Source organism: Klebsiella sp. C239, from assembly GCF_048822715.1.
In the GTDB taxonomy this organism is placed as follows: domain Bacteria; phylum Pseudomonadota; class Gammaproteobacteria; order Enterobacterales; family Enterobacteriaceae; genus Klebsiella; species Klebsiella quasipneumoniae.
Map to the genome: position 1 here is coordinate 259707 of NZ_JBMEZK010000002.1, position 21294 is coordinate 281000.

General features: G+C 60.9%; 20 protein-coding genes and 3 tRNA genes. 12 read left to right on the top strand and 11 right to left on the bottom strand.

All coding sequences use genetic code 11. The features are described 5' to 3' along the window. Positions 1 to 30 precede the first annotated feature (30 nt). On the bottom strand, positions 31 to 1203 hold the full coding sequence (ssuD, locus tag ACOI6Z_RS06365; protein WP_023290851.1) for an FMNH2-dependent alkanesulfonate monooxygenase: 1173 nt from the start codon (positions 1201 to 1203) through the stop codon (positions 31 to 33). A gap of 77 nt (positions 1204 to 1280) precedes the next feature. Beyond that, complete coding sequence (locus tag ACOI6Z_RS06370) at positions 1281 to 1397, bottom strand: hypothetical protein (RefSeq protein WP_032428970.1); 117 nt, start codon at positions 1395 to 1397, stop codon at positions 1281 to 1283. Positions 1398 to 1474: 77 nt separating this feature from the next. Between ACOI6Z_RS06370 and ACOI6Z_RS06375 the strand changes: the two genes are divergently transcribed. Both ACOI6Z_RS06375 and xni read left to right on the top strand, forming a co-directional pair. Continuing rightward, positions 1475 to 3418 carry a sigma-54-dependent Fis family transcriptional regulator gene (locus ACOI6Z_RS06375; protein WP_065812353.1) on the top strand — a complete coding sequence of 648 codons (1944 nt, stop codon included), beginning with the start codon at positions 1475 to 1477 and terminating at the stop codon, positions 3416 to 3418. 96 nt (positions 3419 to 3514) lie between these two features. Next, a complete protein-coding gene (gene xni / locus ACOI6Z_RS06380) occupies positions 3515 to 4270 on the top strand; it encodes a flap endonuclease Xni (protein WP_044524555.1) in 756 nt (251 codons plus the stop codon). 58 nt (positions 4271 to 4328) lie between these two features. Here the strand turns inward: xni and fucO are convergent, their stop codons facing one another. Both fucO and fucA read right to left on the bottom strand, forming a co-directional pair. Next, on the bottom strand, positions 4329 to 5477 hold the full coding sequence (fucO, locus tag ACOI6Z_RS06385; protein ID WP_032453922.1) for a lactaldehyde reductase: 1149 nt from the start codon (positions 5475 to 5477) through the stop codon (positions 4329 to 4331). 27 nt (positions 5478 to 5504) lie between these two features. Continuing rightward, complete coding sequence (gene fucA / locus ACOI6Z_RS06390) at positions 5505 to 6152, bottom strand: L-fuculose-phosphate aldolase (RefSeq protein ID WP_420687076.1); 648 nt, start codon at positions 6150 to 6152, stop codon at positions 5505 to 5507. A 566-nt stretch (positions 6153 to 6718) separates the two neighbouring features. Between fucA and fucP the strand changes: the two genes are divergently transcribed. The 5 genes from fucP to fucR all read left to right on the top strand — a co-directional run bounded on the left by fucP (position 6719) and on the right by fucR (position 12555). After that, positions 6719 to 8029, top strand: coding sequence for an L-fucose:H+ symporter permease (fucP, locus tag ACOI6Z_RS06395; RefSeq protein ID WP_044524559.1), 1311 nt, complete (start codon positions 6719 to 6721; stop codon positions 8027 to 8029). Positions 8030 to 8061: 32 nt separating this feature from the next. Beyond that, positions 8062 to 9837, top strand: a complete 1776-nt coding sequence (gene fucI, locus ACOI6Z_RS06400) for an L-fucose isomerase (RefSeq protein ID WP_065812354.1) — start codon at positions 8062 to 8064, stop codon at positions 9835 to 9837. A 106-nt stretch (positions 9838 to 9943) separates the two neighbouring features. Beyond that, positions 9944 to 11362, top strand: coding sequence for an L-fuculokinase (gene fucK, locus ACOI6Z_RS06405; protein ID WP_044524560.1), 1419 nt, complete (start codon positions 9944 to 9946; stop codon positions 11360 to 11362). A gap of 1 nt (position 11363) precedes the next feature. Next, positions 11364 to 11786, top strand: a complete 423-nt coding sequence (gene fucU, locus ACOI6Z_RS06410) for an L-fucose mutarotase (RefSeq protein WP_023290859.1) — start codon at positions 11364 to 11366, stop codon at positions 11784 to 11786. Positions 11787 to 11844: 58 nt separating this feature from the next. Further along, positions 11845 to 12555, top strand: a complete 711-nt coding sequence (gene fucR, locus ACOI6Z_RS06415) for an L-fucose operon activator (RefSeq protein WP_023290860.1) — start codon at positions 11845 to 11847, stop codon at positions 12553 to 12555. Positions 12556 to 12609: 54 nt separating this feature from the next. On the opposite strand, the gene rlmM is transcribed toward fucR, so the two are convergent. From rlmM to ACOI6Z_RS06435, 4 genes are all read right to left on the bottom strand, one after another. After that, entirely contained in the window at positions 12610 to 13710 is a 1101-nt protein-coding gene (rlmM, locus tag ACOI6Z_RS06420) for a 23S rRNA (cytidine(2498)-2'-O)-methyltransferase RlmM (protein ID WP_023290861.1), read from the bottom strand. Then, entirely contained in the window at positions 13703 to 14098 is a 396-nt protein-coding gene (locus ACOI6Z_RS06425) for a DUF423 domain-containing protein (protein ID WP_002915543.1), read from the bottom strand. Before ACOI6Z_RS06425 ends, rlmM begins: the two co-directional genes overlap by 8 nt. Positions 14099 to 14117: 19 nt before the next feature. Next, the gene (gene gcvA / locus ACOI6Z_RS06430; RefSeq protein WP_002915545.1) at positions 14118 to 15035 is read right to left on the bottom strand and encodes a glycine cleavage system transcriptional regulator GcvA; all 918 of its coding nucleotides are present in this window, start codon (positions 15033 to 15035) and stop codon (positions 14118 to 14120) included. 351 nt (positions 15036 to 15386) lie between these two features. Next, on the bottom strand, positions 15387 to 15611 hold the full coding sequence (locus ACOI6Z_RS06435) for a YgdI/YgdR family lipoprotein (protein ID WP_002915549.1): 225 nt from the start codon (positions 15609 to 15611) through the stop codon (positions 15387 to 15389). A gap of 197 nt (positions 15612 to 15808) precedes the next feature. On the opposite strand from ACOI6Z_RS06435, the gene csdA reads away from it, so the two are divergent. Both csdA and csdE read left to right on the top strand, forming a co-directional pair. Further along, positions 15809 to 17014, top strand: a complete 1206-nt coding sequence (csdA, locus tag ACOI6Z_RS06440; RefSeq protein WP_023290862.1) for a cysteine desulfurase CsdA — start codon at positions 15809 to 15811, stop codon at positions 17012 to 17014. Continuing rightward, entirely contained in the window at positions 17014 to 17451 is a 438-nt protein-coding gene (gene csdE, locus ACOI6Z_RS06445; protein WP_060591985.1) for a cysteine desulfurase sulfur acceptor subunit CsdE, read from the top strand. Before csdA ends, csdE begins: the two co-directional genes overlap by 1 nt. A gap of 131 nt (positions 17452 to 17582) precedes the next feature. Here the strand turns inward: csdE and tcdA are convergent, their stop codons facing one another. Together tcdA and mltA are read right to left on the bottom strand one after the other, a co-directional pair. Beyond that, the gene (tcdA, locus tag ACOI6Z_RS06450) at positions 17583 to 18392 is read right to left on the bottom strand and encodes a tRNA cyclic N6-threonylcarbamoyladenosine(37) synthase TcdA (RefSeq protein WP_064157660.1); all 810 of its coding nucleotides are present in this window, start codon (positions 18390 to 18392) and stop codon (positions 17583 to 17585) included. A 102-nt stretch (positions 18393 to 18494) separates the two neighbouring features. Then, positions 18495 to 19592 carry a murein transglycosylase A gene (gene mltA / locus ACOI6Z_RS06455; RefSeq protein ID WP_008806279.1) on the bottom strand — a complete coding sequence of 366 codons (1098 nt, stop codon included), beginning with the start codon at positions 19590 to 19592 and terminating at the stop codon, positions 18495 to 18497. Between the two features lie 210 nt (positions 19593 to 19802). On the opposite strand from mltA, the gene ACOI6Z_RS06460 reads away from it, so the two are divergent. The 3 genes from ACOI6Z_RS06460 (at position 19803) to ACOI6Z_RS06470 (ending at position 20098) form a co-directional block, all read left to right on the top strand. After that, a tRNA-Met gene (locus tag ACOI6Z_RS06460) sits at positions 19803 to 19879 on the top strand. 33 nt (positions 19880 to 19912) lie between these two features. After that, a tRNA-Met gene (locus ACOI6Z_RS06465) sits at positions 19913 to 19989 on the top strand. A 32-nt stretch (positions 19990 to 20021) separates the two neighbouring features. After that, a tRNA-Met gene (locus ACOI6Z_RS06470) sits at positions 20022 to 20098 on the top strand. Positions 20099 to 20194: 96 nt separating this feature from the next. Here the strand turns inward: ACOI6Z_RS06470 and cobT are convergent. Continuing rightward, positions 20195 to 21250 carry a nicotinate-nucleotide--dimethylbenzimidazole phosphoribosyltransferase gene (gene cobT, locus ACOI6Z_RS06475; RefSeq protein ID WP_065812355.1) on the bottom strand — a complete coding sequence of 352 codons (1056 nt, stop codon included), beginning with the start codon at positions 21248 to 21250 and terminating at the stop codon, positions 20195 to 20197. Between the last annotated feature and the right edge of the window lie 44 nt (positions 21251 to 21294).

Below are 21294 nucleotides of genomic sequence, written 5' to 3' on the forward strand. Positions count from 1 at the left end.
TATGCTGTCTCATGGTCGCGCTCCGGGCCATCAGCTGGCGCTGACCTGGCGCACCGGGCGCTTATCGCCGCCGATGGTTTCGCCAAAGGGACCGGTGTTCACGCTACGCGCCTTCGACGAGGCCGCGTTTTCCAGCGGCAGCAGAGGCATCACCAGCTCAGCAAAGCGGTGCGCCTCTTCCAGATGCGGATAGCCGGAAAAGATAAAGTTGCTGATGCCGAGCGCCTGATATTCGCGGATACGTTCCGCCACCTGCTGCGGATTACCCACCAGCGCGGTTCCGGCGCCGCCGCGCACCAGCCCGACGCCGGCCCACAGATTAGGGGCAATACGCAGATTGTCGCGCGATCCCTGATGCAGGGCGCTCATCCGCGCCTGGCCGGCCGAGTCCATGCGGGCGAAGATCTTTTGCGCCTGGGCGATGGTGTCGTCGTCAAGATGGGCGATCAGCCGGTCGGCGGCGGCCCATGCCTCCTCTTCCGTTTCGCGCACGATGACGTGCAGACGAATGCCGTACTCGAGGGTGCGTCCGCGGGCCGCGGCGCGCTCGCGCACCACCGCCAGCTTCTCCGCCACCAGTTCCGGCGGTTCGCCCCACGTCAGATAACTGTCGATCTGTTCGGCCGCCACATCGATAGCTGCCTCAGAAGAGCCGCCGAAGTACAGCGGCGGGCCATTCTCCTGAACCGGCGGAAACAGCACCTCCGCCCCCTCGACATGAATATGCTCCCCGTGATAGTCCACTTTCTCGCCGCGCAGCAGGCGGGAGTAAACATCGAGAAATTCGCGAGTCACCTGGTAGCGTTCGCTGTGGCTGAGAAAAATGCCATCGCCTTTGTTTTCCACCGGGTCGCCGCCGGTGACGACGTTGATCAGCAGCCGCCCTTCCGATAAACGGTCGAGGGTGGCCGCCATCCGCGCCGCCAAAGTGGGCGGCTGCAGACCCGGTCTGACCGCCACCAGGTAGCGCAGACGGCGGGTCAACGGCGCCAGCGCCGAGGCCACCAGCCACGAATCCTCACAGCTTTTACCGGTGGGGATCAGCACGCCGTAATAGCCCAGGCTGTCGGCCGCCAGCGCCACCTGCTGCAGATAAGGTAAATCAACCGGACGTCCGCCCTCGGTAGTGCCCAGATAGCGGCCATCGCCATGGGTAGGTAAGAACCAGAAGACATTGATCTTGTCGGGAGCTTGCTGCGTCATTATCTATTTCCTATATAACCATATCCGATATTTATCGAAGAGATGTTTTAATTTGGTTATATGAGTGTTAGCGATAATCATGCCAAGGGTGAATAAAAAATTAATTCTTTAAAATCAATGGACTGAAAAAGACTTCGCCGCGCCGCGCTGTTGCAAATCCCGCAGCCGCCGCGCATCCGCTGGCGCATTTGCAACAGCTGCCGACCTTCCCCCTCTGGTTTCTGCCGCCGCCGCAGGATAAGTTCAGCAGGTCAACGACCGGAGGCCCGCCATGCTGAACCCAGAATCCCCTTCCACCGCGCCCGCGCTGATCGACCCGGCGTCGAAGGCTTTCCAGAGCCTGCTGGACAAGCTCGCGCCGACGGAGGCTACCGTGCTGATCGTGGGCGAAACCGGCACCGGCAAAGAGGTGGTAGCGCGCTATCTCCATCACCACAGCCCCCGCCGCCAGCAGCCGTTTCTGGCCGTTAACTGCGGCGCGCTGACCGAGAGTCTTGCCGAAGCCGAACTGTTCGGCCATGAGAAAGGCGCCTTCACCGGCGCGCAGCAGGGACAGCCCGGCTGGTTTGAAGCTGCGGAAGGGGGGACGCTGCTGCTGGACGAGATCGGCGAATTAAGCCTGCCGCTGCAGGTCAAGCTGTTGCGGGTGCTGCAGGAGCGCGAAATTACCCGCGTCGGCTCACGCAAAGCGATTAAAGTGAATGTCCGGGTGATTGCCGCCACCCACGTCGACCTGGCCCAGGCGATCCGCGAGCGCCGCTTTCGCGAGGATCTCTACTATCGGCTGAATATCGCGGTGGTGCCGCTGCCGCCGCTGCGCCAGCGTCGGCAGGATATCCCGCTGCTGGCGCACCACTTTTTATCGCTCTATGCCCGCCGGCTCGGCCGGCCAACCCTGCGTCTGGCGCCTGAGTCGCTGGCCCGGCTGATGGACTATGCGTGGCCGGGCAATATTCGCGAGCTGGAAAACACCCTACACAACGCGGTGCTGCTCAGTAAAGAGGAGGAGATTAGCCCCGCCCAGCTGCGCCTGGCGACGCTCAACGACGCCCCGTCGCCGGCGAGCGATCATGAACTGGACGATTTTATTCGCCACCAGCTGGCGCTTCCCGGCGAGCCGCTGTGGCAGCGGGTGACCAGCGCCCTGATCCGCCACGCCATGGCGCATTGCGACGATAACCAGAGCCAGGCGGCCGCGCTGTTGGGGATCAGTCGGCATACCTTGCGCACCCAGCTCGCTAACCTCGGGCTCATCAAAAGCCGTCGCCGTCCCCCTGCGCCGCCGCGGGCGTTCGCCAGCGCGGCCGGGACCGATCGCGAACTGCGTATTGGCTACCAGCGCTTCGGCAGCCTCGGGATCCTGAAAGCCCGCCAGAGTCTGGAGACTGCCTTCGCCAGCCTCGGCGTCAACGTGCTATGGAGCGAGTTTCCCGCCGGACCGCAGCTCCTTCACGCCCTCGCCTGCAACGAGATCGACTTTGGCACCACCGGGGAAGCGCCGCCGGTGTTTGCCCAGGCCAACAACAGCGAACTGATGTACGTGGCGTGGGAGCCGCCGGCGCCGCGCAGCGTGGCGATGGTCGTCCCGCAGGAGAGCGACATCCGCCAGCTCAGCGATCTGCGCGGAAAACGCATCGCGCTCAATAAAGGGTCGAATGTCCACTGGCTGCTGCTGCAGATCCTCGAGGACGCCGGGCTGGGGCTGAACGACGTGCGGGTAGTCTATACCCCGCCGAAATACCCGCTGACCGCCAGCGACTACCTGGCGGTTGACGCCTGGATGATGTGGGACCCGCTGCTCAGCGACGCCGAACACACCGGCGAGCTGCGGGTGGTCGCCAGCGGCGAAGGACGGGTCAACAACCATCAGTTTTATCTTTCGCGACGGGACTACCTCGCTCAGCATGGCGATATCATGCGCCGTCTGCTGACGGAGCTGACCCACACCGGGCAGTTTATCGACTCGCATCGTGGCGAAGCGGCCCGCTTACTCTCAGCTGAGCTGGGGATTGACGCCCGGTCGCTACGCATCGCCCTCTCCCGCCGCAGCCATCGCCCGCGGCCGATGGATCTGTCGGTGATCCGCGCCCAGCAGACCATCGCCGATCGCTTTTATGCCCTCGGACTTATCGCCAAACCGGTCCCGGTGCGGGAGGCGGTGTGGTACGGCGAACCCGCGCCCGGCGTCATCAGCCCGCTGATGGCGGTCAGTTAGCGAAATTTGCGCGTTATCTTCCTGATTGTTCAGGCGCAGATAGCCTCGATCCGATGGCGATGTTACCCTAAAGGCGCTGAGAATAAGGGGGTATCTGTGGCTGTTCATCTGTTAATCGTCGACGCGTTAAATCTGATCCGCCGCATCCACGCGGTACAGGGCTCGCCCTGCGTCGATACCTGCCTGCATGCGCTGGAGCAGCTGATCGTCCATAGTCAGCCCACCCACGCGGTGGCGGTGTTTGATGATGAGGATCGCGCCCACGGCTGGCGCCACCAGCGCCTGCCGGAGTACAAAGCCGGCCGCGCGCCGATGCCGGAGACCCTGGTCGCCGAGATGCCGGCGCTGCGGGCCGCCTTCGAGCAGCGGGGGATCCGCTGCTGGGCCTCGCCGGGCAGCGAAGCGGACGACCTCGCCGCCACCCTGGCGGTGAAGGTGGCCCAGGCGGGCCATCAGGCCACCATTGTCTCCACTGACAAAGGCTACTGCCAGCTGCTGTCGCCCACCATCCGCATCCGCGACTACTTTCAGAAGCGCTGGCTGGACGCCCCCTTCATCGCCAGCGAGTTCGGCGTCACCCCGGAGCAGCTGGCGGATTACTGGGGGCTGGCGGGGATCAGCAGCTCGAAGGTGCCGGGCGTAGCGGGCATTGGCCCTAAAAGCGCCGCCCAGCTGCTGAACGAGTTCCAGGACCTGGAGGGGCTGTATGCCCGCCTGGCCGAGGTCCCGGAAAAGTGGCGCAAAAAGCTGGCAACGCATCAGGACATGGCCTTCACCTGCCGGGAAGTCGCCCGCCTGCAGACCGACCTACAGCTGGACGGCAATCTGCAGCAGCTGCGGCTGACGCGCTGACCCTACCCGAGCGCGGCGCCGGCGCGGCGGCACCGCCTGCTTCGGCCGGGGCGGCCCCTCACCAGGCAGCCTGATATAACCCGACGATATCGGCCAGGCTCGCCTCGCGCGGGTTGCCGCCGGTACACACATCCGCCAGCGCCGCCTGGGCCAGCGCCGGAATATCCTCTTTCCTGACGCCCACCTCGCGCAGATGGCCGGGAATACCGACATCACGGTTGAGCTGGCAGACCGCCTCCACCGCCGCCAGGCGCGCGGCGGTCAGGCTTAACGCTTCCACCCTGACGCCCATCGCCCTGGCGATATCGCGATATTTTTCCCCGGTCGCCTCAGCATTAAAGCGCATCACGTGCGGCAGCAGGATGGCATTCGCCACACCGTGCGGCGTGTTGTAGAAAGCGCCGAGCGGATGCGCCATGCCGTGCACCAGGCCAAGCCCGACGTTGGAAAATCCCATCCCCGCCACATACTGGCCGAGCGCCATGGCTTCCCCCGCTCCGGCGTCTCCGGCAACCGAGCCGCGCAGCGCGCCGGCGATGATCTCGATGGCTTTGAGGTGCAGCGCATCGGTCAAAGCCCAGGCGCCGCGGGTGAGGTACCCTTCGATAGCGTGCGTCAGGGCGTCGACGCCGGTCGCCGCCTTCAGCGCCGGCGGCATGGCGTCCATCATATCGGCATCGATAAAGGCCACCTGCGGAATATCGTGCGGGTCGACGCAGACAAACTTACGCCGCTGTTCTTCATCGGTGATGACATAGTTAATCGTCACCTCCGCCGCGGTACCCGCGGTGGTCGGCACCGCGAAGATCGGCACGCTGGGCTGACGGGTGGGCGACAGCCCCTCCAGGCTGCGGACATCGGCGAACGCCGGGTTACGCTGAATAATACCGATCGCCTTACAGGTATCCTGCGGCGAACCGCCGCCGATGGCGATCAGGTAATCCGCCCCGCTGCGCTGAAAGGCCTGCAGCCCCTGCTGGACCACGGCGATGGTGGGATTGGGGATCACGTCGCTGAACATGTCCCATGCCAGCCCGGCGGCGTCCAGTTTGTCAGTGACTTTTGCCGCTACACCGCACTGCGCGAGGGTGCTGTCGGTCACGATCAATGCTTTGCGATAACCGCGCCGCAGCACTTCATCGGTTAATGCGTTTATCGCCCCCCGGCCAAACCACGCCGTTTCGTTGAGGATCATTCGGTTTGCCATCGCGTCTCTCCTGTTAGCGTTGCGGCATCACTCTTCAATGCGTAATCCGTAGGTTTTGAACTTCTCCAGCACGATGGCGATCGCCTCGTCATCCAGCACCGGTACCGGGTCGGTAATCGCCAGCGTGCTGAGATAGAGCTGGGCCAGGACTTCCACTTCATGCGCCAGCCAGAGCGTTTTCTCCAGGCTGGCCTCGCAGGCGATCAGGCCATGATGCTGCAGCAGCGTGGCTTTGCGGTGCTTCAGCGCCACCGCGACATGCTCAGACAGTTCGCGGGTGCCGAAAGTGGCATAGGGCGCGCAGGGGATCGAATTCCCGCCCGCCGCGGCGATCATATAGTGGATGGCCGGAATGGGCCGGTTGAGGATCGACACCGCCGTACAATGCACAGCGTGATTGTGGACCACCGCCTGGGCATCGGGCCGCGTCTGGTAGGCCGCCTGATGGAAACGCCATTCGCTGGAGGGCAGTTTTCCCTGCTCATGCTGGCCATCGGCATCAATAAAGACGATCTTCTCTTCCGTCAGTTTTTCATACGGGATGCCGGTGGGCGTGATCAGCATCCCCCCCTGATAGCGCACGCTGACATTGCCGGCGGTCCCCTGATTTAACCCCAGGCGGGTCATTTCCAGGCAGGTATCGATAATCTGCCGGGCCAGTCTGTTTCTTTCCATTGCTTTCCTCTTTTGGCGACTCATCATCCGTCAACGGCAGGGCAACGCAATTATTGTCGGCTACCGTGGGATAGGTTGAATAATGATCTCCATCTTCAGCCTGAATAATCACAGGGGAATTTTCATCGCCATATTTTGTGAACCACGTCAATTATTCCGCCCTAAAAAAAGAGATCAGACTGGTTAATCGACCATTTAAAATGCCCGTTCTTAAAAATATTCCATCAAGCGGGCATTTTATTTTCCTGTAACATTTGCCCGTTTTCCACGATATATATTCAATCGGTCATTGGCGTTGTGGTTTTGTGAATTTATTTTCTCAAACGGTCAGCGATTTTGAAAAATTAAAGTGACAATTATCACATAAAATGGTCCGCAGAGCGTTAAGTGTGACCCTCATCATATTAACAGGCGGTTTTTATTTGAAAATGAAGCCATGAGTTCCGCCGTGACTTTCATTTCACTCACCGGCGCGTCACCTGAGCTCACTTAATTTTGCGGTCTGCTGCAGCACCAGACTGCGCCCTGAATGCTGTTGTAACTGCTTCTGAACTGATGAGGACGCTATGGGAAACACAACGATACCAACGCAAAGTTACCGCGCCATGGAGAGCGGGCAGAGTAAGAGCTATATTATTCCTTTTGCTCTGCTATGCTCCCTCTTTTTTCTGTGGGCCGTGGCCAATAATCTTAATGATATTTTATTACCGCAATTTCAACAGGCCTTTACGCTGACTAACTTTCAGGCCGGATTAATCCAGTCAGCTTTTTATTTTGGCTATTTTGTTATTCCCATCCCCGCCGGGATGCTGATGAAAAAATTCAGCTATAAAGCAGGCATTCTTACTGGCCTGTTTTTATATGCCTGCGGCGCCGCGCTGTTCTGGCCTGCCGCCGAAGTGATGAATTACACCCTATTTCTGATTGGATTATTTATTATCGCCGCCGGGCTTGGCTGTCTGGAAACCGCGGCCAACCCGTTTGTCACCGTTCTCGGTCCGGAAAGCGGCGGTCACTTCCGTCTTAATCTGGCCCAGACCTTTAACTCATTTGGCGCCATTATCGCCGTGGTATTTGGCCAGAGCCTTATTTTGTCCAACGTCCCGCATCAGCCGCAGGAGGTGCTGGATAGCATGACCCCAGAACAGCTCGGCGCCTGGAAGCACAGCCTGGTTCTGTCGGTACAAACCCCCTATATGATTATCGTGGCCATCGTGCTGCTGGTCGCCCTGCTGATCGTCTGCACCCGCTTCCCGTCGCTGCAAAGCGATGACCACAGCGACAGCGCGCAGAGCACTTTTCTCGCCTCGCTGTCGCGCCTGATGCGCATCCGCCACTGGCGCTGGGCGGTTCTGGCCCAGTTCTGCTATGTCGGCGCGCAGACCGCCTGCTGGAGCTATCTGATTCGCTACGCTGTCGAAGAGATCCCGGGCATGACGGCCGGTTTCGCCGCCAACTACCTGACCGGCACCATGGTCTGTTTCTTCATTGGCCGTTTCACCGGCACCTGGCTTATCCGCCGCTTCGCGCCGCATAACGTACTGGCTTTCTATGCGCTTATCGCCATGCTGCTCTGTTTGCTCTCCGCCTTCAGCGGCGGCCACGTCGGCCTGCTGGCCCTTACCCTGTGCAGCGCCTTTATGTCCATTCAGTACCCGACCATCTTCTCGTTGGGGATTAAGCAGCTGGGCCAGGACACCAAATATGGCTCGTCCTTTATCGTCATGACCATCATCGGCGGCGGGATCGTCACCCCGGTGATGGGCTTTGTCAGCGATGCCGCCGGCAATATCCCGACCGCTGAGCTGGTCCCGGCGCTGTGCTTCGCCATCATCTTTATTTTTGCCCGTTTCCGCTCGCAAGCGGCGACGAACTAAACCTGTTATCCGCATAACCTGAGGGATCTGTAATGAAAAAAATCAGCTTACCGAAGATCGGTATCCGCCCGGTAATCGATGGTCGTCGCATGGGGGTCCGCGAATCGCTGGAAGCGCAAACCATGAACATGGCGAAAGCCACCGCCGCGCTTATCAGCGAGAAGCTGCGCCATGCCTGCGGCGCCCGGGTGGAGTGCGTGATCGCCGATACCTGCATCGCCGGCATGGCCGAGTCGGCCGCCTGTGAAGAGAAATTCAGCAGCCAGAACGTTGGCGTCACCATCACCGTCACCCCCTGCTGGTGCTACGGCAGTGAAACCATCGACATGGATCCGCTGCGCCCGAAGGCCATCTGGGGCTTTAACGGCACCGAACGTCCGGGGGCGGTCTATCTGGCCGCCGCGCTGGCGGCCCACAGCCAGAAAGGGATCCCGGCGTTCTCCATCTACGGGCATGACGTGCAGGATGCCGATGACACCTCCATCCCGGCGGACGTCGAAGAAAAACTGTTGCGCTTTGCTCGCGCCGGCCTGGCCGTCGCCAGTATGAAGGGGAAAAGCTATCTGTCGCTGGGCGGCGTCTCAATGGGCATCGCCGGCTCCATCGTCGACCACAACTTCTTTGAATCCTGGCTCGGGATGAAGGTTCAGGCAGTCGACATGACGGAGCTGCGCCGGCGAATCGATCAGAAAATCTATGATGAAACCGAGCTGGAGATGGCGCTGGCGTGGGCGGATAAACATTTCCGCTACGGCGAAGATCAGAACGCCGAGCAGTATAAGCGCAATGAATCGCAGAGCCGCGCGGTGCTGAAAGAGAGCCTGCTGATGGCGATGTGCATCCGCGATATGATGCAGGGCAACGCGAAGCTCGCGGAAAAAGGGCTGGTGGAGGAGTCGCTGGGCTACAACGCCATCGCCGCCGGCTTCCAGGGCCAGCGCCACTGGACCGATCAATACCCCAATGGCGATACCGCCGAAGCGCTGCTCAACAGCTCTTTTGACTGGAACGGCGTGCGCGAGCCGTTCGTCGTCGCCACCGAAAACGACAGCCTCAACGGCGTGGCCATGCTGATGGGCCACCAGCTCACCGGCACCGCCCAGGTGTTTGCCGACGTGCGCACCTACTGGTCGCCGGACGCCGTTGAGCGCGTCACCGGGCAGCCGCTCACCGGCCGGGCGGAGCACGGCATTATTCACCTGATTAACTCCGGCTCCGCGGCGCTGGACGGCTCCTGCCAGCAGCGCGACGCGCAGGGCAACCCGACGATGAAACCTCACTGGGAGATTGAACAGAACGAGGCGGATGCCTGCCTCGCGGCCACCGAATGGTGCCCGGCGATCCATGAATACTTCCGCGGCGGCGGCTTCTCTTCCCGCTTCCTGACCGAAGGCGGCGTGCCGTTCACCATGACCCGGGTGAACATCATCAAAGGTCTGGGACCGGTGCTGCAAATTGCCGAAGGCTGGAGCGTGGCGCTGCCCAAAGCGATGCACGACCAGCTCGACGCCCGCACCAACTCCACCTGGCCCACCACCTGGTTTGCCCCGCGCCTGACCGGCAAGGGCCCGTTCAGCGATGTGTACTCGGTCATGGCCAACTGGGGCGCCAACCACGGCGTGCTGACCATCGGCCATGTCGGCGCGGATTTCATTACCCTCGCCGCCATGCTGCGCATTCCGGTCTGCATGCACAACGTGGAAGCGGCGAAAATCTACCGCCCCTCCGCCTGGGCCGCGCACGGCATGGACATCGAAGGCCAGGACTATCGCGCCTGCCAGAACTACGGGCCGCTGTATAAGCGTTAACTGGTGGGTTTAGCCGGTGGCGCAGGCTTACCGGGCCTACAGACGCGCGCTGTTTGTAGGCCGGATAAGCGCCGCGCCATTCGGCAATGTTGTTTCGGGAGTCACTATGAAGCAAGACGTTATCCTGGTCCTCGACTGCGGCGCCACGAACGTGCGGGCGATGGCCGTTGACCGACAGGGGAACATTGTCGCCCGCGCCGCCACGGCAAACGCCAGCGACATCGCCGCCGAGCGCAGCGACTGGCACCAGTGGTCGCTGGAGGCCATTATGCAGCGCTTTGCCGATTGCTGTCGGCAGATCCACGACCCGCTGGCCTCCTGCACGGTGCGCGGCATCGCCGTCACGACCTTTGGCGTCGATGGCGCGCTGGTGGATGAGCAGGGTGCGCTGCTGTATCCGATCATCAGCTGGAAATGCCCGCGCACCGCGGCGGTGATGGACACCATCAGCCGGTATATGCCCGCGCGCCAGCTGCAGCAAATCGCCGGCGTCGGCGCCTTTGCGTTCAACACCCTGTATAAGCTGATCTGGCTGAAAGAGAACCACCCGCAGCTGCTGGCGCAGGCCCATGCCTGGCTGTTCATTTCGTCGCTGATCAACCATCGGCTGACAGGGGAGTTCACCACCGACCTCACCATGGCGGGCACCAGCCAGATGCTCGATCTCCGGCAGCGCGATTTCAGCGCGCCGATCCTGCAGGCGACCGGCCTGCCGCGCCGCCTGTTCCCACGGCTGGTAGAAGCGGGCCAGCCGATCGGCGCCCTGCTGCCGGAGGCCGCTGCGCTGTTGGGCCTTCCCGTCGGGATCCCGGTTATCTCGGCCGGGCACGACACCCAGTTCGCCCTGTTTGGCGCCGGCGCCGGGCAGGATGAGCCGGTGCTCTCCTCCGGGACCTGGGAGATCCTGATGGTGCGCAGCGCGCAGGTCGACACCTCGCTGCTCGGCGACTACAGCGGCTCCACCTGCGAACTGGACAGCCAGCCGGGGCGCTATAACCCGGGGATGCAGTGGCTGGCCTCCGGCGTGCTCGAATGGGTGCGTAAGCTGCTGTGGAGCGCCGACACGCCGTGGCAAACTCTGATTGACGAAGCCCAGGCGATCCCGCCCGGCGCCGAGGGCGTCAGGATGCAGTGCGACCTGCTCGCCAGCCAGCACGCCGGCTGGCAAGGCGTCACGCTCAACACCACCCGCGGCCATTTTTACCGTGCCGCGCTGGAGGGGTTAAGCGACCAGCTGGCGCAGCATCTGCAAACCCTGGAAAACATCGGCCGCTTCCGGGCGAAAGAGCTGCTGCTGGTCGGCGGCGGCAGCCGCAACGCGCTGTGGAACCAGATCAAGGCCGACCGGCTGGGAATACCGATCAAAGTGCTCGACGATGCCGAAACCACGGTGGCCGGCGCGGCGATGTTTGGCTGGTATGGCGTGGGCGAGTTCTCTTCGCCGGAGCAGGCCAGAGCGCAGGTCGCGTACCGCTACCGCTATTTTTGGCCGCAAACTGAACCTGAATTCACAGAGGAAGCCTGAGATGCTCAAAACCATTTCCCCGCTGATATCGCCGGAACTGCTGAAAGTGCTGGCCGAAATGGGCCATGGGGATGAAATTATTTTTTCCGATGCCCACTTCCCGGCGCACAGCATGGGTCCGCAGGTGATCCGCGCCGACGGCCTGCGGGTCAGCGACCTGCTGCAGGCGATTATCCCGCTGTTCGAGTTAGACAGCTACGCGCCGCCGCTGGTGATGATGGCTGCCGTCGAAGGCGATGCCCTCGACCCGACGGTGGAACAGCGCTATCGGCAGGCGCTCTCGGCGCAGGCCCCCTGCCCGGACATCGTGCGGATTGACCGCTTCGCCTTCTACGAGCGGGCGCAAAAAGCCTTTGCGATCGTTATCACAGGAGAGTGCGCTAAGTACGGAAATATCCTTTTAAAAAAAGGAGTCACGCCGTAATCTCATGCCGGAGCGTCTGCCTGATGCAGACGCTCAATCAATGATGGGGTGAGAATAAATGAAAGCGGCCCGCCAGCAGGCGATCGTCGATCTCCTGATCAACCACAGCAGCCTGACCACCGAAACGTTGTCAAAACAGCTCAACGTCAGCAGGGAAACCATTCGCCGCGATCTCAGCGAGCTGCAGGCGCAGGGCAAAGTGCTGCGCAACCACGGCCGGGCCAAAGTGATCCACCAGCGCAGCCAGGACAGCGGCGACCCTTTCCACATGCGCCTGAAAAGCCATTACGCGCATAAAGCCGACATCGCCCGCGAAGCGCTGGCCTGGATTGACGAAGGCATGGTCATCGCCCTCGATGCCAGCTCCACCTGCTGGTACCTCGCCCGCCAGCTGCCGGACCGCCCGCTGCACGTTTTTACCAACAGCCAGCCCATCTGCCAGGAGCTGGCCAAACGCGACCAGATCGCCCTCACCTGCTCCGGCGGCACCCTGCAGCGGAAATATGGCTGCTACGTTAACCCGGCGCTGATTTCCCAGCTGAAATCGCTGGAGATCGATCTGTTTATTTTTTCCTGCGAAGGCATCGACCCGCAGGGCGCGCTGTGGGACTCCAATGCGTTCAATGCCGACTTCAAATCGATCCTGCTTAAGCGGGCGGCGCAGTCGCTGCTGCTGATCGATAAAAGTAAGTTCAACCGTTCCGGCGAGGCGAGAATTGGTCATCTGGATGACGTGACGCATATTGTGTCGGATGCGCCGCAGCCTTAAGCATGCGGCGAAGGCCGGAGGACAAGCACGCGTCTCCGGCCTGAGGGTGAGAGATTAACGCTCGTCGCGACGTCCGCCGACGGCGGCCCACAGGCGACGCACGTGAACGGTCACCTCTTCACGATCGTGATACAGCTGACGCGCCTGGATCTGGGCGTTAATCCCGTGCTCGTCCAGCTGGGCCTGAATGTAGGCCAGATTCTGCGACACCTCTTCATAGCGCTTTTTCATCGGCAGCTTGAGGTTGAAGATGGTCTCCCGGCACCAGCCGTTGACCAGCCACTGCGCCATCAGCGCCGCCACTTTCGCCGGCTTCTCCACCATATCGCAGACCATCCACGAGATGTTGTTGCGGTTCGGACGATAGCGGAAACCGTCTTCGCGCAGCCAGGTCACCTGGCCGGTATCCATCAGGCTCTGGGCCATCGGACCGTTATCGACCGAAGAGACCCACATGTTGCGCTTCACCAGCTGATAGGTCCAGCCGCCCGGGCAGGCGCCAAGGTCGACGGCATACATGCCGTTCGCCAGGCGCTCGTCCCACTCGTCCGCCGGAATAAAGACGTGGAACGCCTCTTCCAGCTTGAGGGTGGAGCGGCTCGGGGCGTCGGACGGAAACTTCAGCCGCGGAATGCCCATATAGAACGGCGAGTTGTTGTTGCTGTACGAGTAGCCGGTATAGCAGCAGCCCGGGGCGATAAAGAACACATGCACCACCGGACGCTTCGGCGTTTCATAGCGGGTCAGGACGCCCGCTTCGCGCAGCGCCGCGCGCAGCGGCACGGTAAACTTGCGGCAGAACTTCATCAGCTCTTTGCTTTCGTTAGTGTCCGCCACCTCGACGCGCAGATCGCCGCCCTTCTCCACCACGCCCTGCAGCATGCCGACGATCGGCGTGATGCGATCCTCCGGCGGCAGGTCGCGCAGCAGTTCGCCGACCACAAACATCTGGCGGGCGAAGATCAGCGAGCTGAACGGCAGATCGCGCACCAGCTTCTCGCCATCATCCTGCTGATAGCCTTCAAAAATCACATAGCCAGAGTCTTCTTTGACCCGGGCAAAACCAAACACCTCAAGGCGGGCTGCCTTATCGGTAATTTCTGCTGCGCACTCTTTCTCAAACCCAGGGCGACAATAGAGGACAACCTTATTCATGAACAACGCCCTTACGTTTCAGACGAATTGCACCAATTAACATTAACACCCAGCCGGCGAGGAAGCTCACGCCGCCCACCGGGGTCACGAACGCCCACAGGCGTAAATGAGAGAGCGCCAGGCAGTAGAGGCTGCCGCTGAACAGCACGGTCCCTAACGCCAGAAACACGCTGCTCCAGTAGAACCAGATACTGATCCGACGCTGCATCGCCACCGCCAGACCAAAAATCGCCAGGGTATGGAAGGCCTGATACTCCAGGCCGGTATGGATCCAGGCCATCTCCGCCGCGCCGAGCGATTGACTTAAGACATGCGCGCCGAAGGCACCCAGAGCCACAAAGATAAAGCCGCTAATCGCGGCGAATATCAGCATAAAACGGCTGGTCATGTTGGTACCCTACAAGTAATTATTGTTCATAACGAAAGCGGAATTTTTCTTGTTCACTTGCCGCTTTCGCCAGAATCCACTGCCGGAAAGCGGCTATTTTACCCAGTTCTGCCTGACTGTCATGGCAAACAAGGTAAAACGCATTCTTACTGACCAGAACATCATTAAACGGACACACCAGGCGACCTGCCTCAATTTCGGACTGCGCCATGACGTTATTGGCCAGCGCCACGCCCTGCCCATGAATGGCCGCCTGCAGCACCATCGCGCTGTGGCTGAAAATCGGTCCCTGCTGCACATTAATATGGCTTAGACCCAGCTGGCGGGTATAAGTTTGCCAGTCGCGGCGGGACGCATCGTGAAGCAGCGTATGTTGCGCCAGATCGGCAGGCGTTTTCAATGCCTTGTCGCCGGTGAGCAGCAGCGGGGAACAGACCGGCAGCAGATACTCGGCGTACAGTTTTTCCACTCGCAGGCCCGGCCAGTTGCCGCGACCGTAAAAAATCGCCACGTCGACATCGTCCGCCAGCTTATCCTCCTGACGGTCCACCGCCTGGATCCTGACGTCGATTCCCGGATAAGCTGAGTTAAAGCTTGTGAGTCTCGGCACCAGCCACTGGATGGCGAAACTTGGCAATAAACTGACCGTTAAGGCCCCTTTGGCGCTGCGCGCCTGCAGTTTACGCGTCGCTTCCGTCAGTTGCGAAAAAATCTCTTTAATATCCTGAAAATAGCTTTGCCCTTCTTCCGTTAACAGCAGCGAACGATTGCGCCGACGGAACAGCTTAAGGCCCAGAAAATCCTCGAGAGACTTGATTTGGTGGCTGACTGCGGCCTGCGTCACAAAAAGCTCATCGGCTGCCCGAGTGAAGCTGAGATGGCGTGCGGCTGCATCAAAAACACGTAATGCATTCAGAGGAGGTAATCGCTTCGACATGGTTATTCTGGCTTAGATGTTAACTCAATTTAACAAATAGGAAACAACGGTTAACCTATTAGTTTTTTTTATCTGAGCCATTATAAATTGTCCGTTGAGGTTCTACCAGCAAATACCTATAGTGGCGGCACTTCCTGAGCCGGAACGAGAAGCTTTTTTTGGAATGCGTGTTCCATCAAGCTTTTGGCTTACGGTTGTGATGTTGTGTTGTTGTGTTTGCAATTGGTCTGTCTTTGCAGACCCTGGTAGCAAGGCTACCCCTTTTCACTTCCTGTACATTTACCCTGTCTGTCCATAGTGATTTAATGTAGCACCGCAACGCGCGGTGCTTTTTTTTGCCTTTTTACTGCCTTACTCGTCCAGCTCACCCAGCTGTTTCACGTCAGAGCGATTGATCTGCTGTTTGTTGCCCCACGCGTCCTTATACGAGATCATGCCAGTATCATTATCGGTTTGCGGTTTCCCGTCGGTGACGATGGTCCGCCCATCATTGGTATGCATCACATAGTTAGAGGAACAGGCGCTCAGGCCCAGAGTCAGCATACAGGCAGAGATAATCGCAGCGGCCTTAGTCATTTTCATTTTTCTCTCCTTACGGCTATTTATACTATTCGTGACTCGTTAAGTAATAGGTTAAAACACAAACCCAACACTTTTCAGCATAACCCTCTTTGCCCCATGTGGAGTCACATTCGGACAATTCCACAGGACGCAGAGGCCTTGTCACGCCCGGCAAATTGCGCGACGATCGCGGTATTGATACGAGGAATTCCATGAACGCATTCAACCCTGCGCACTTTCGCGCGCAGTTTCCGGCTCTGGCCGACGCCGGCGTCTATCTCGACAGCGCGGCGACGGCGCTCAAACCGCTGGCGGTGATCGACGCCAGCGACCAGTTTTATCGCCTGAGCGCCGGCAACGTCCACCGCAGTCAATTCGCCGCCGCCCAGCGGCTGACCGAGCGCTATGAGGCGGCCCGCGAGCGCGTGGCGGCGTGGCTGAACGCCCCCTCCGGCAAAGATATCGTCTGGACGCGGGGGACCACGGAGGCCATCAATATGGTGGCGCAGAGCTACGTCCGGCCGCGCCTGCAGCCTGGCGATGAAATTATCGTCAGCGAAGCCGAGCATCATGCCAACCTCGTGCCCTGGCTGATGGTGGCCGGGCAGACCGGCGCCAGAGTGGTCAAGCTGCCGCTTGGCGCCGACCGGCTGCCGGATATCGCCAGCCTCGGCGCGCTCATCACCCCGCGCAGCCGGGTGCTGGCCATCGGGCAGATGTCCAACGTCACCGGCGGCTGCCCGGACCTGGCGCAGGCCATCCGCCTTGCTCACGCCGCCGGAATGGTGGTGATGGTCGATGGCGCCCAGGGGGCAGTGCATTTCCCCGCGGACGTGCAGGCGCTGGATATCGATTTTTACGCCTTTTCCGGCCATAAGCTGTATGGCCCGACCGGGATCGGCGCCCTGTACGGTAAAAGCGAACTGCTGGCGGCGATGTCGCCCTGGCTCGGCGGCGGGAAGATGATCGCCGAGGTCAGCTTTGACGGCTTTACGCCGCAGCCGGCACCCTATGGCCTTGAGGCCGGTACGCCCAATGTCGCCGGGGTGATCGGCCTGAGCGCCGCGCTGGAGTGGCTGGCGCAGAGCGATATCGGCCAGGCGGAAAACTGGAGCCGCAGTCTGGCGAGCCTGGCGGAAGAGGCGCTGGCGAAACGGCCGGGCTTCCGCTCTTTCCGCTGCCAGCAGTCAAGCCTGCTCGCCTTTGAGTTCGACGGTATTCATCACAGCGATCTGGTGACGCTGCTGGCGGAGTCCGGCATTGCCCTGCGCGCCGGGCAACACTGCGCCCAGCCGCTGCTGGCGGCCTTAGGGGTCAGCGGCACGCTGCGGGCCTCTTTCGCCCCCTACAATACCCAAGACGATGTTGCGGCGCTGGTCCACGCGGTGGATCGCGCTCTGGAAATTCTGGTGGATTAATGACAACTCTGCATCCCTTCGGCACGACCATTACCGACGCCACGCTGCGCCAGACCTTTGCCCCGCTGAACCAGTGGGAGGATAAATATCGGCAGCTGATTTTATTGGGCAAAAAGCTGCCGACGCTGACCGATGAGCTCAAAGCGCAGGCCCGGGAGATTGCCGGGTGTGAAAACCGCGTCTGGCTGGGCTATGAGGAGGATACCGAAGGCAGGCTGCACTTCTTTGGCGACAGCGAAGGACGGATTGTGCGCGGCATGCTGGCGGTGCTGTTGACCGCCATTGAAGGCAAAAGCGCCGCTGATCTGCTGGCGCAGGATCCGCTGGCGCTATTTGATGCGCTGGGGCTGCGCGGCCAGCTGAGCGCCTCGCGCAGCCAGGGGCTCAGCGCCCTGAGCGAAGCGGTGCTCGCCGCCGCCCGCGAGGTTGAGGTTTAAGCTCATCCCGGGGGCGGCGCTTGACGCGCCTTGCCCGGGCTACGGGTTCGTGCGGTTTTGTCGCCCGGACAGGTGCCTCCGGGGAATTGTCTTGTAGCCCGGGTAAGGCGCCTGCGCCGCGACCCGGGAATTTACGCCGTCTGCCGCTGCGCCTTCGCCAGCATTTTCTTCAGCGCATGGGATACCGCGACAAAGCCAAAGGTCGCGGTCACCATCGTCGCCGCGCCAAACCCGGATGCGCAGTCCATCCGCTTCGGCCCTTCCGCCGTGCTCTTCATCGCGCAGACGCTGCCGTCCGCCTGCGGGTAGACCAGCGCTTCGGTAGAGAAGACGCAGTCCACGCCGAGCTTGCCTTTGCTGTTTTTCACCACCCCAAACTGGCTTTTCAGCCGCTCGCGCAGTTTGGCCGCCAGCGGATCCTGGATGGTTTTCGCCAGATCGGCGACCTGGATTTGCGTCGGATCGATTTGTCCGCCCGCGCCGCCGGTGGTGACCAGCGGCACCTTATGGCGACGACAGTAAGCGATTAACGCCGCTTTCGGCCGGACGCTATCGATGGCGTCGATGACGTAGCTGAAGCCGGCGCCCAGGTATTCCGCCACGTTTTCCGGGGTCACGAAATCATCCACTACCGTCACCCGACACTCCGGGTTGATCAGGCGAATACGCTCCGCCATCACTTCGGCTTTCGCCAGCCCGACGTTGCCGCTGAGGGCGTGGATCTGCCGGTTGGTATTGGTGACGCAGACATCGTCCATATCGATAAGGGTGATCGCCCCGATGCCGGTTCGCGCCAGCGCTTCCGCCGCCCACGAGCCGACCCCGCCGATGCCGACCACGCAGACGTGGGCGTCGGCAAAACATTGCAGCGCTTTTTCACCATATAAACGTGCCGTACCGCCAAAACGCTGGCGCCAGGCATCGCTGATTACAACAGACATATAACCTCAGAATTAGTGGACATTCCCGGGTCGCGGCGCAATCGCCTTACCCGGGCTACCGTAGCCCCGGTAAGCGCAGCGCGACCGGGGAAAATGTGAGTACTACCCGCTAAAGACGTTGCCCGCGCCCGGGGCGTTTTTCAGCACCCATACGCGGCCGTAGTGGTTATACCAGCCGGCACGGTGGCCTGCGTCAGGCCCAATGCCCTGATAGATGTCGAAATGCTGGCCTTTGATGGCCCCGCCGACATCGAGGGCGACCATCAGTCGCAGTTCGTACTGGCCGTTAAACTTGCCGTTATTATCCAGCAGAGGCACCTCGGCCAGCAAGGTGGTTCCCGGCGGAATAATCGACCGGTCGGAGGCCACCGAGGCGCGGCCGATCAACGGCACGGCGCTGGCCCCTTTCACCGGCGCGAAAGACTGCGGTTTAAAGAACACGAACGACGGGTTCTGCTCCAGCAGCTCACGCACTTCCGCTTCGCTGTGCTTTTCACCCCACTCGCGGATCGCCTGCATCGACATATCTTCTTTCTTCACTTCCCCGCGGTCGATCAGCACTTTGCCGATGCTGCGATAGGGCCAGCCGTTTTTCCCGGCATAGCTAAAGAAGTTGAGCGGCGAACCATCGCCAAAGTCGATATAACCGCTGCCCTGCACGTCCATGATGAAGTTATCCATCAGGGAGTTGCTGTACGCCAGCACATAGTTATCGCTCAGCGCGCCGGCATAAATGCTGGCGCGGGACGGCAGCTTGCCGCGCTTCGGCGGCATCCGGTAAATGGGGTACTGGAATTCGCCCTGGCGGGTGTGGCGCGCCTGCACCACCGGCGTGTAGTAGCCGGTAAACTGGACGTTGCCATAGTTGTCGGTGCCCTGCATCTGCCAGGCGTCGATGCCAAACTGGCGCAGCGTACGGGTGTCGCCGCCGGCGCGCAGCCACTCCTGCAGCGCGTTATAGACGTTGCTTTGGCTGTTATAGAGGCGCGGCGAAGCGTTACGAATTTGATTAACCTGCTCGGAGAAGTCGCCGGCATTGATCGGCGCCCCGACGGCATCCGGCTGGTTTACCAGTGAAAACGGCTGGGTGAACTTGCCATCGCTATATTGCTGACCGCGGTCGGTCGGTTTTGAGGAACAGGCGGCGAGCATAGCCAGCATCGCCCCCGTCGCTACATATTTTGCCCAACGTCCTTTCATGGTGTCTCATCTTTTGCTGCGAAGCCTTAGTGCGTGTTGAAGATAACAAAGCGCCGGGGCTATTGAAATGCGCGATCTCATCGATGGCACAGATTTGTGTAAAAAAACACCACAACGTGGCGTTTTATAAGCCAATTCTTACAAAAATGTCGATTTGGTCGAAAAAAGGTTGCATCATCTCGCTAGCGGAGTATAGTGCGCTTCCACGGACGCGGGGTGGAGCAGCCTGGTAGCTCGTCGGGCTCATAACCCGAAGGTCGTCGGTTCAAATCCGGCCCCCGCAACCAATTAAAATTTGATGAAGTAAAGCAGTACGGTGACGCGGGGTGGAGCAGCCTGGTAGCTCGTCGGGCTCATAACCCGAAGGTCGTCGGTTCAAATCCGGCCCCCGCAACCAATCAAATTTGACAATGTGAAGCAGTACGGTGACGCGGGGTGGAGCAGCCTGGTAGCTCGTCGGGCTCATAACCCGAAGGTCGTCGGTTCAAATCCGGCCCCCGCAACCAACATTACAAACACCCTCCAGGGTGTTTTTTTGTTTCTGCGCTCCGCGAATCTGCTACAGAATTCCGGGAACGGCGCAGCGCCGCTCCCCCACCTTCTCAGCCCTTCGGCAACACAATATTGCTCGCCGCCAGCATCCCCATTTCGTGATACATCGCGCAGGCCGCTTCCACGATCGGCATCGCCAGCGCCGCGCCGCTGCCTTCGCCCAGGCGCATCCCCATGTTGAGATACGGCTCCAGCTCCAGGTGCGCCAGCGCGATACGCGCCCCCTTCTCCGCCGAATAGTGCGACGGGATAAGATAGGGTTTCACCTGCGGCGCCATTCGGCACGCCGCCAGCGCCGCGGCGTAGGAGAGGAAGCCATCGAGCACCACCGGCAGACCGCAGGAGGCCGCGCCCAGCATCACCCCCGTCATCCCCAATAAATCAAAACCGCCCACTTTCGCCAGCACGTCCAGACCATCACGCGGATCAGGGCGGTTAACGGCGATGGCTCGTCGTACCACCTCAACTTTATTGCCGACCTTCGCCAACGGCAGATTAGCGCCAATGCCCACCACCTCCTGGGCATCGCTGCCGGTCAGGACGCTGACGATTGCCGCCGCCGGGGTGGTATTGGCCATTCCGAGCTCCCCGACGCCAAACAGCGTGACGCCATCCTCCGCCAGCCCCCGGGTATAGCGCATCACCTCCAGCAGCAGCTCTTCCGCCTGGCTGCGGCGCATTGCCGGACCAACGGCGATATTGCCGCAGCCGCGCGCCACGCGCATGTTGATGACGCCCGGTATCAGCTCGGCATCGATTCCAACATCAATCACGTGCACCTTCGCGCCCGCCTGCGCCGCCAGTACGCAAACGCCGGTTTTGCCCAGCGTCATATTCGCCGCCTGAATCGCGGTCACCGCTTTTGGCGAAATGGCGACCCCTTCGTCCCACACGCCGTGGTCGGCGCACATCACCAGCAGCGCCTTTTTTTTCACCTGCGGCACGCCGTCAAGACCGGGCATGCCCGCCAGCTGCACGGCAAGATCTTCAAGGCGTCCAAGGCTGCCGGGCGGTTTCAGCAGACCATCAATATGAAGCCGGGCGCGCGCCATCGCGTTTTCATCAGGCGCCGGGATCGCGCCCAGTAGAGAGGTTAAGCTTTGCATAGAGGTTCTCGTCTTGTTGGCTGGCTCATGGCAGAGCCAGCAGG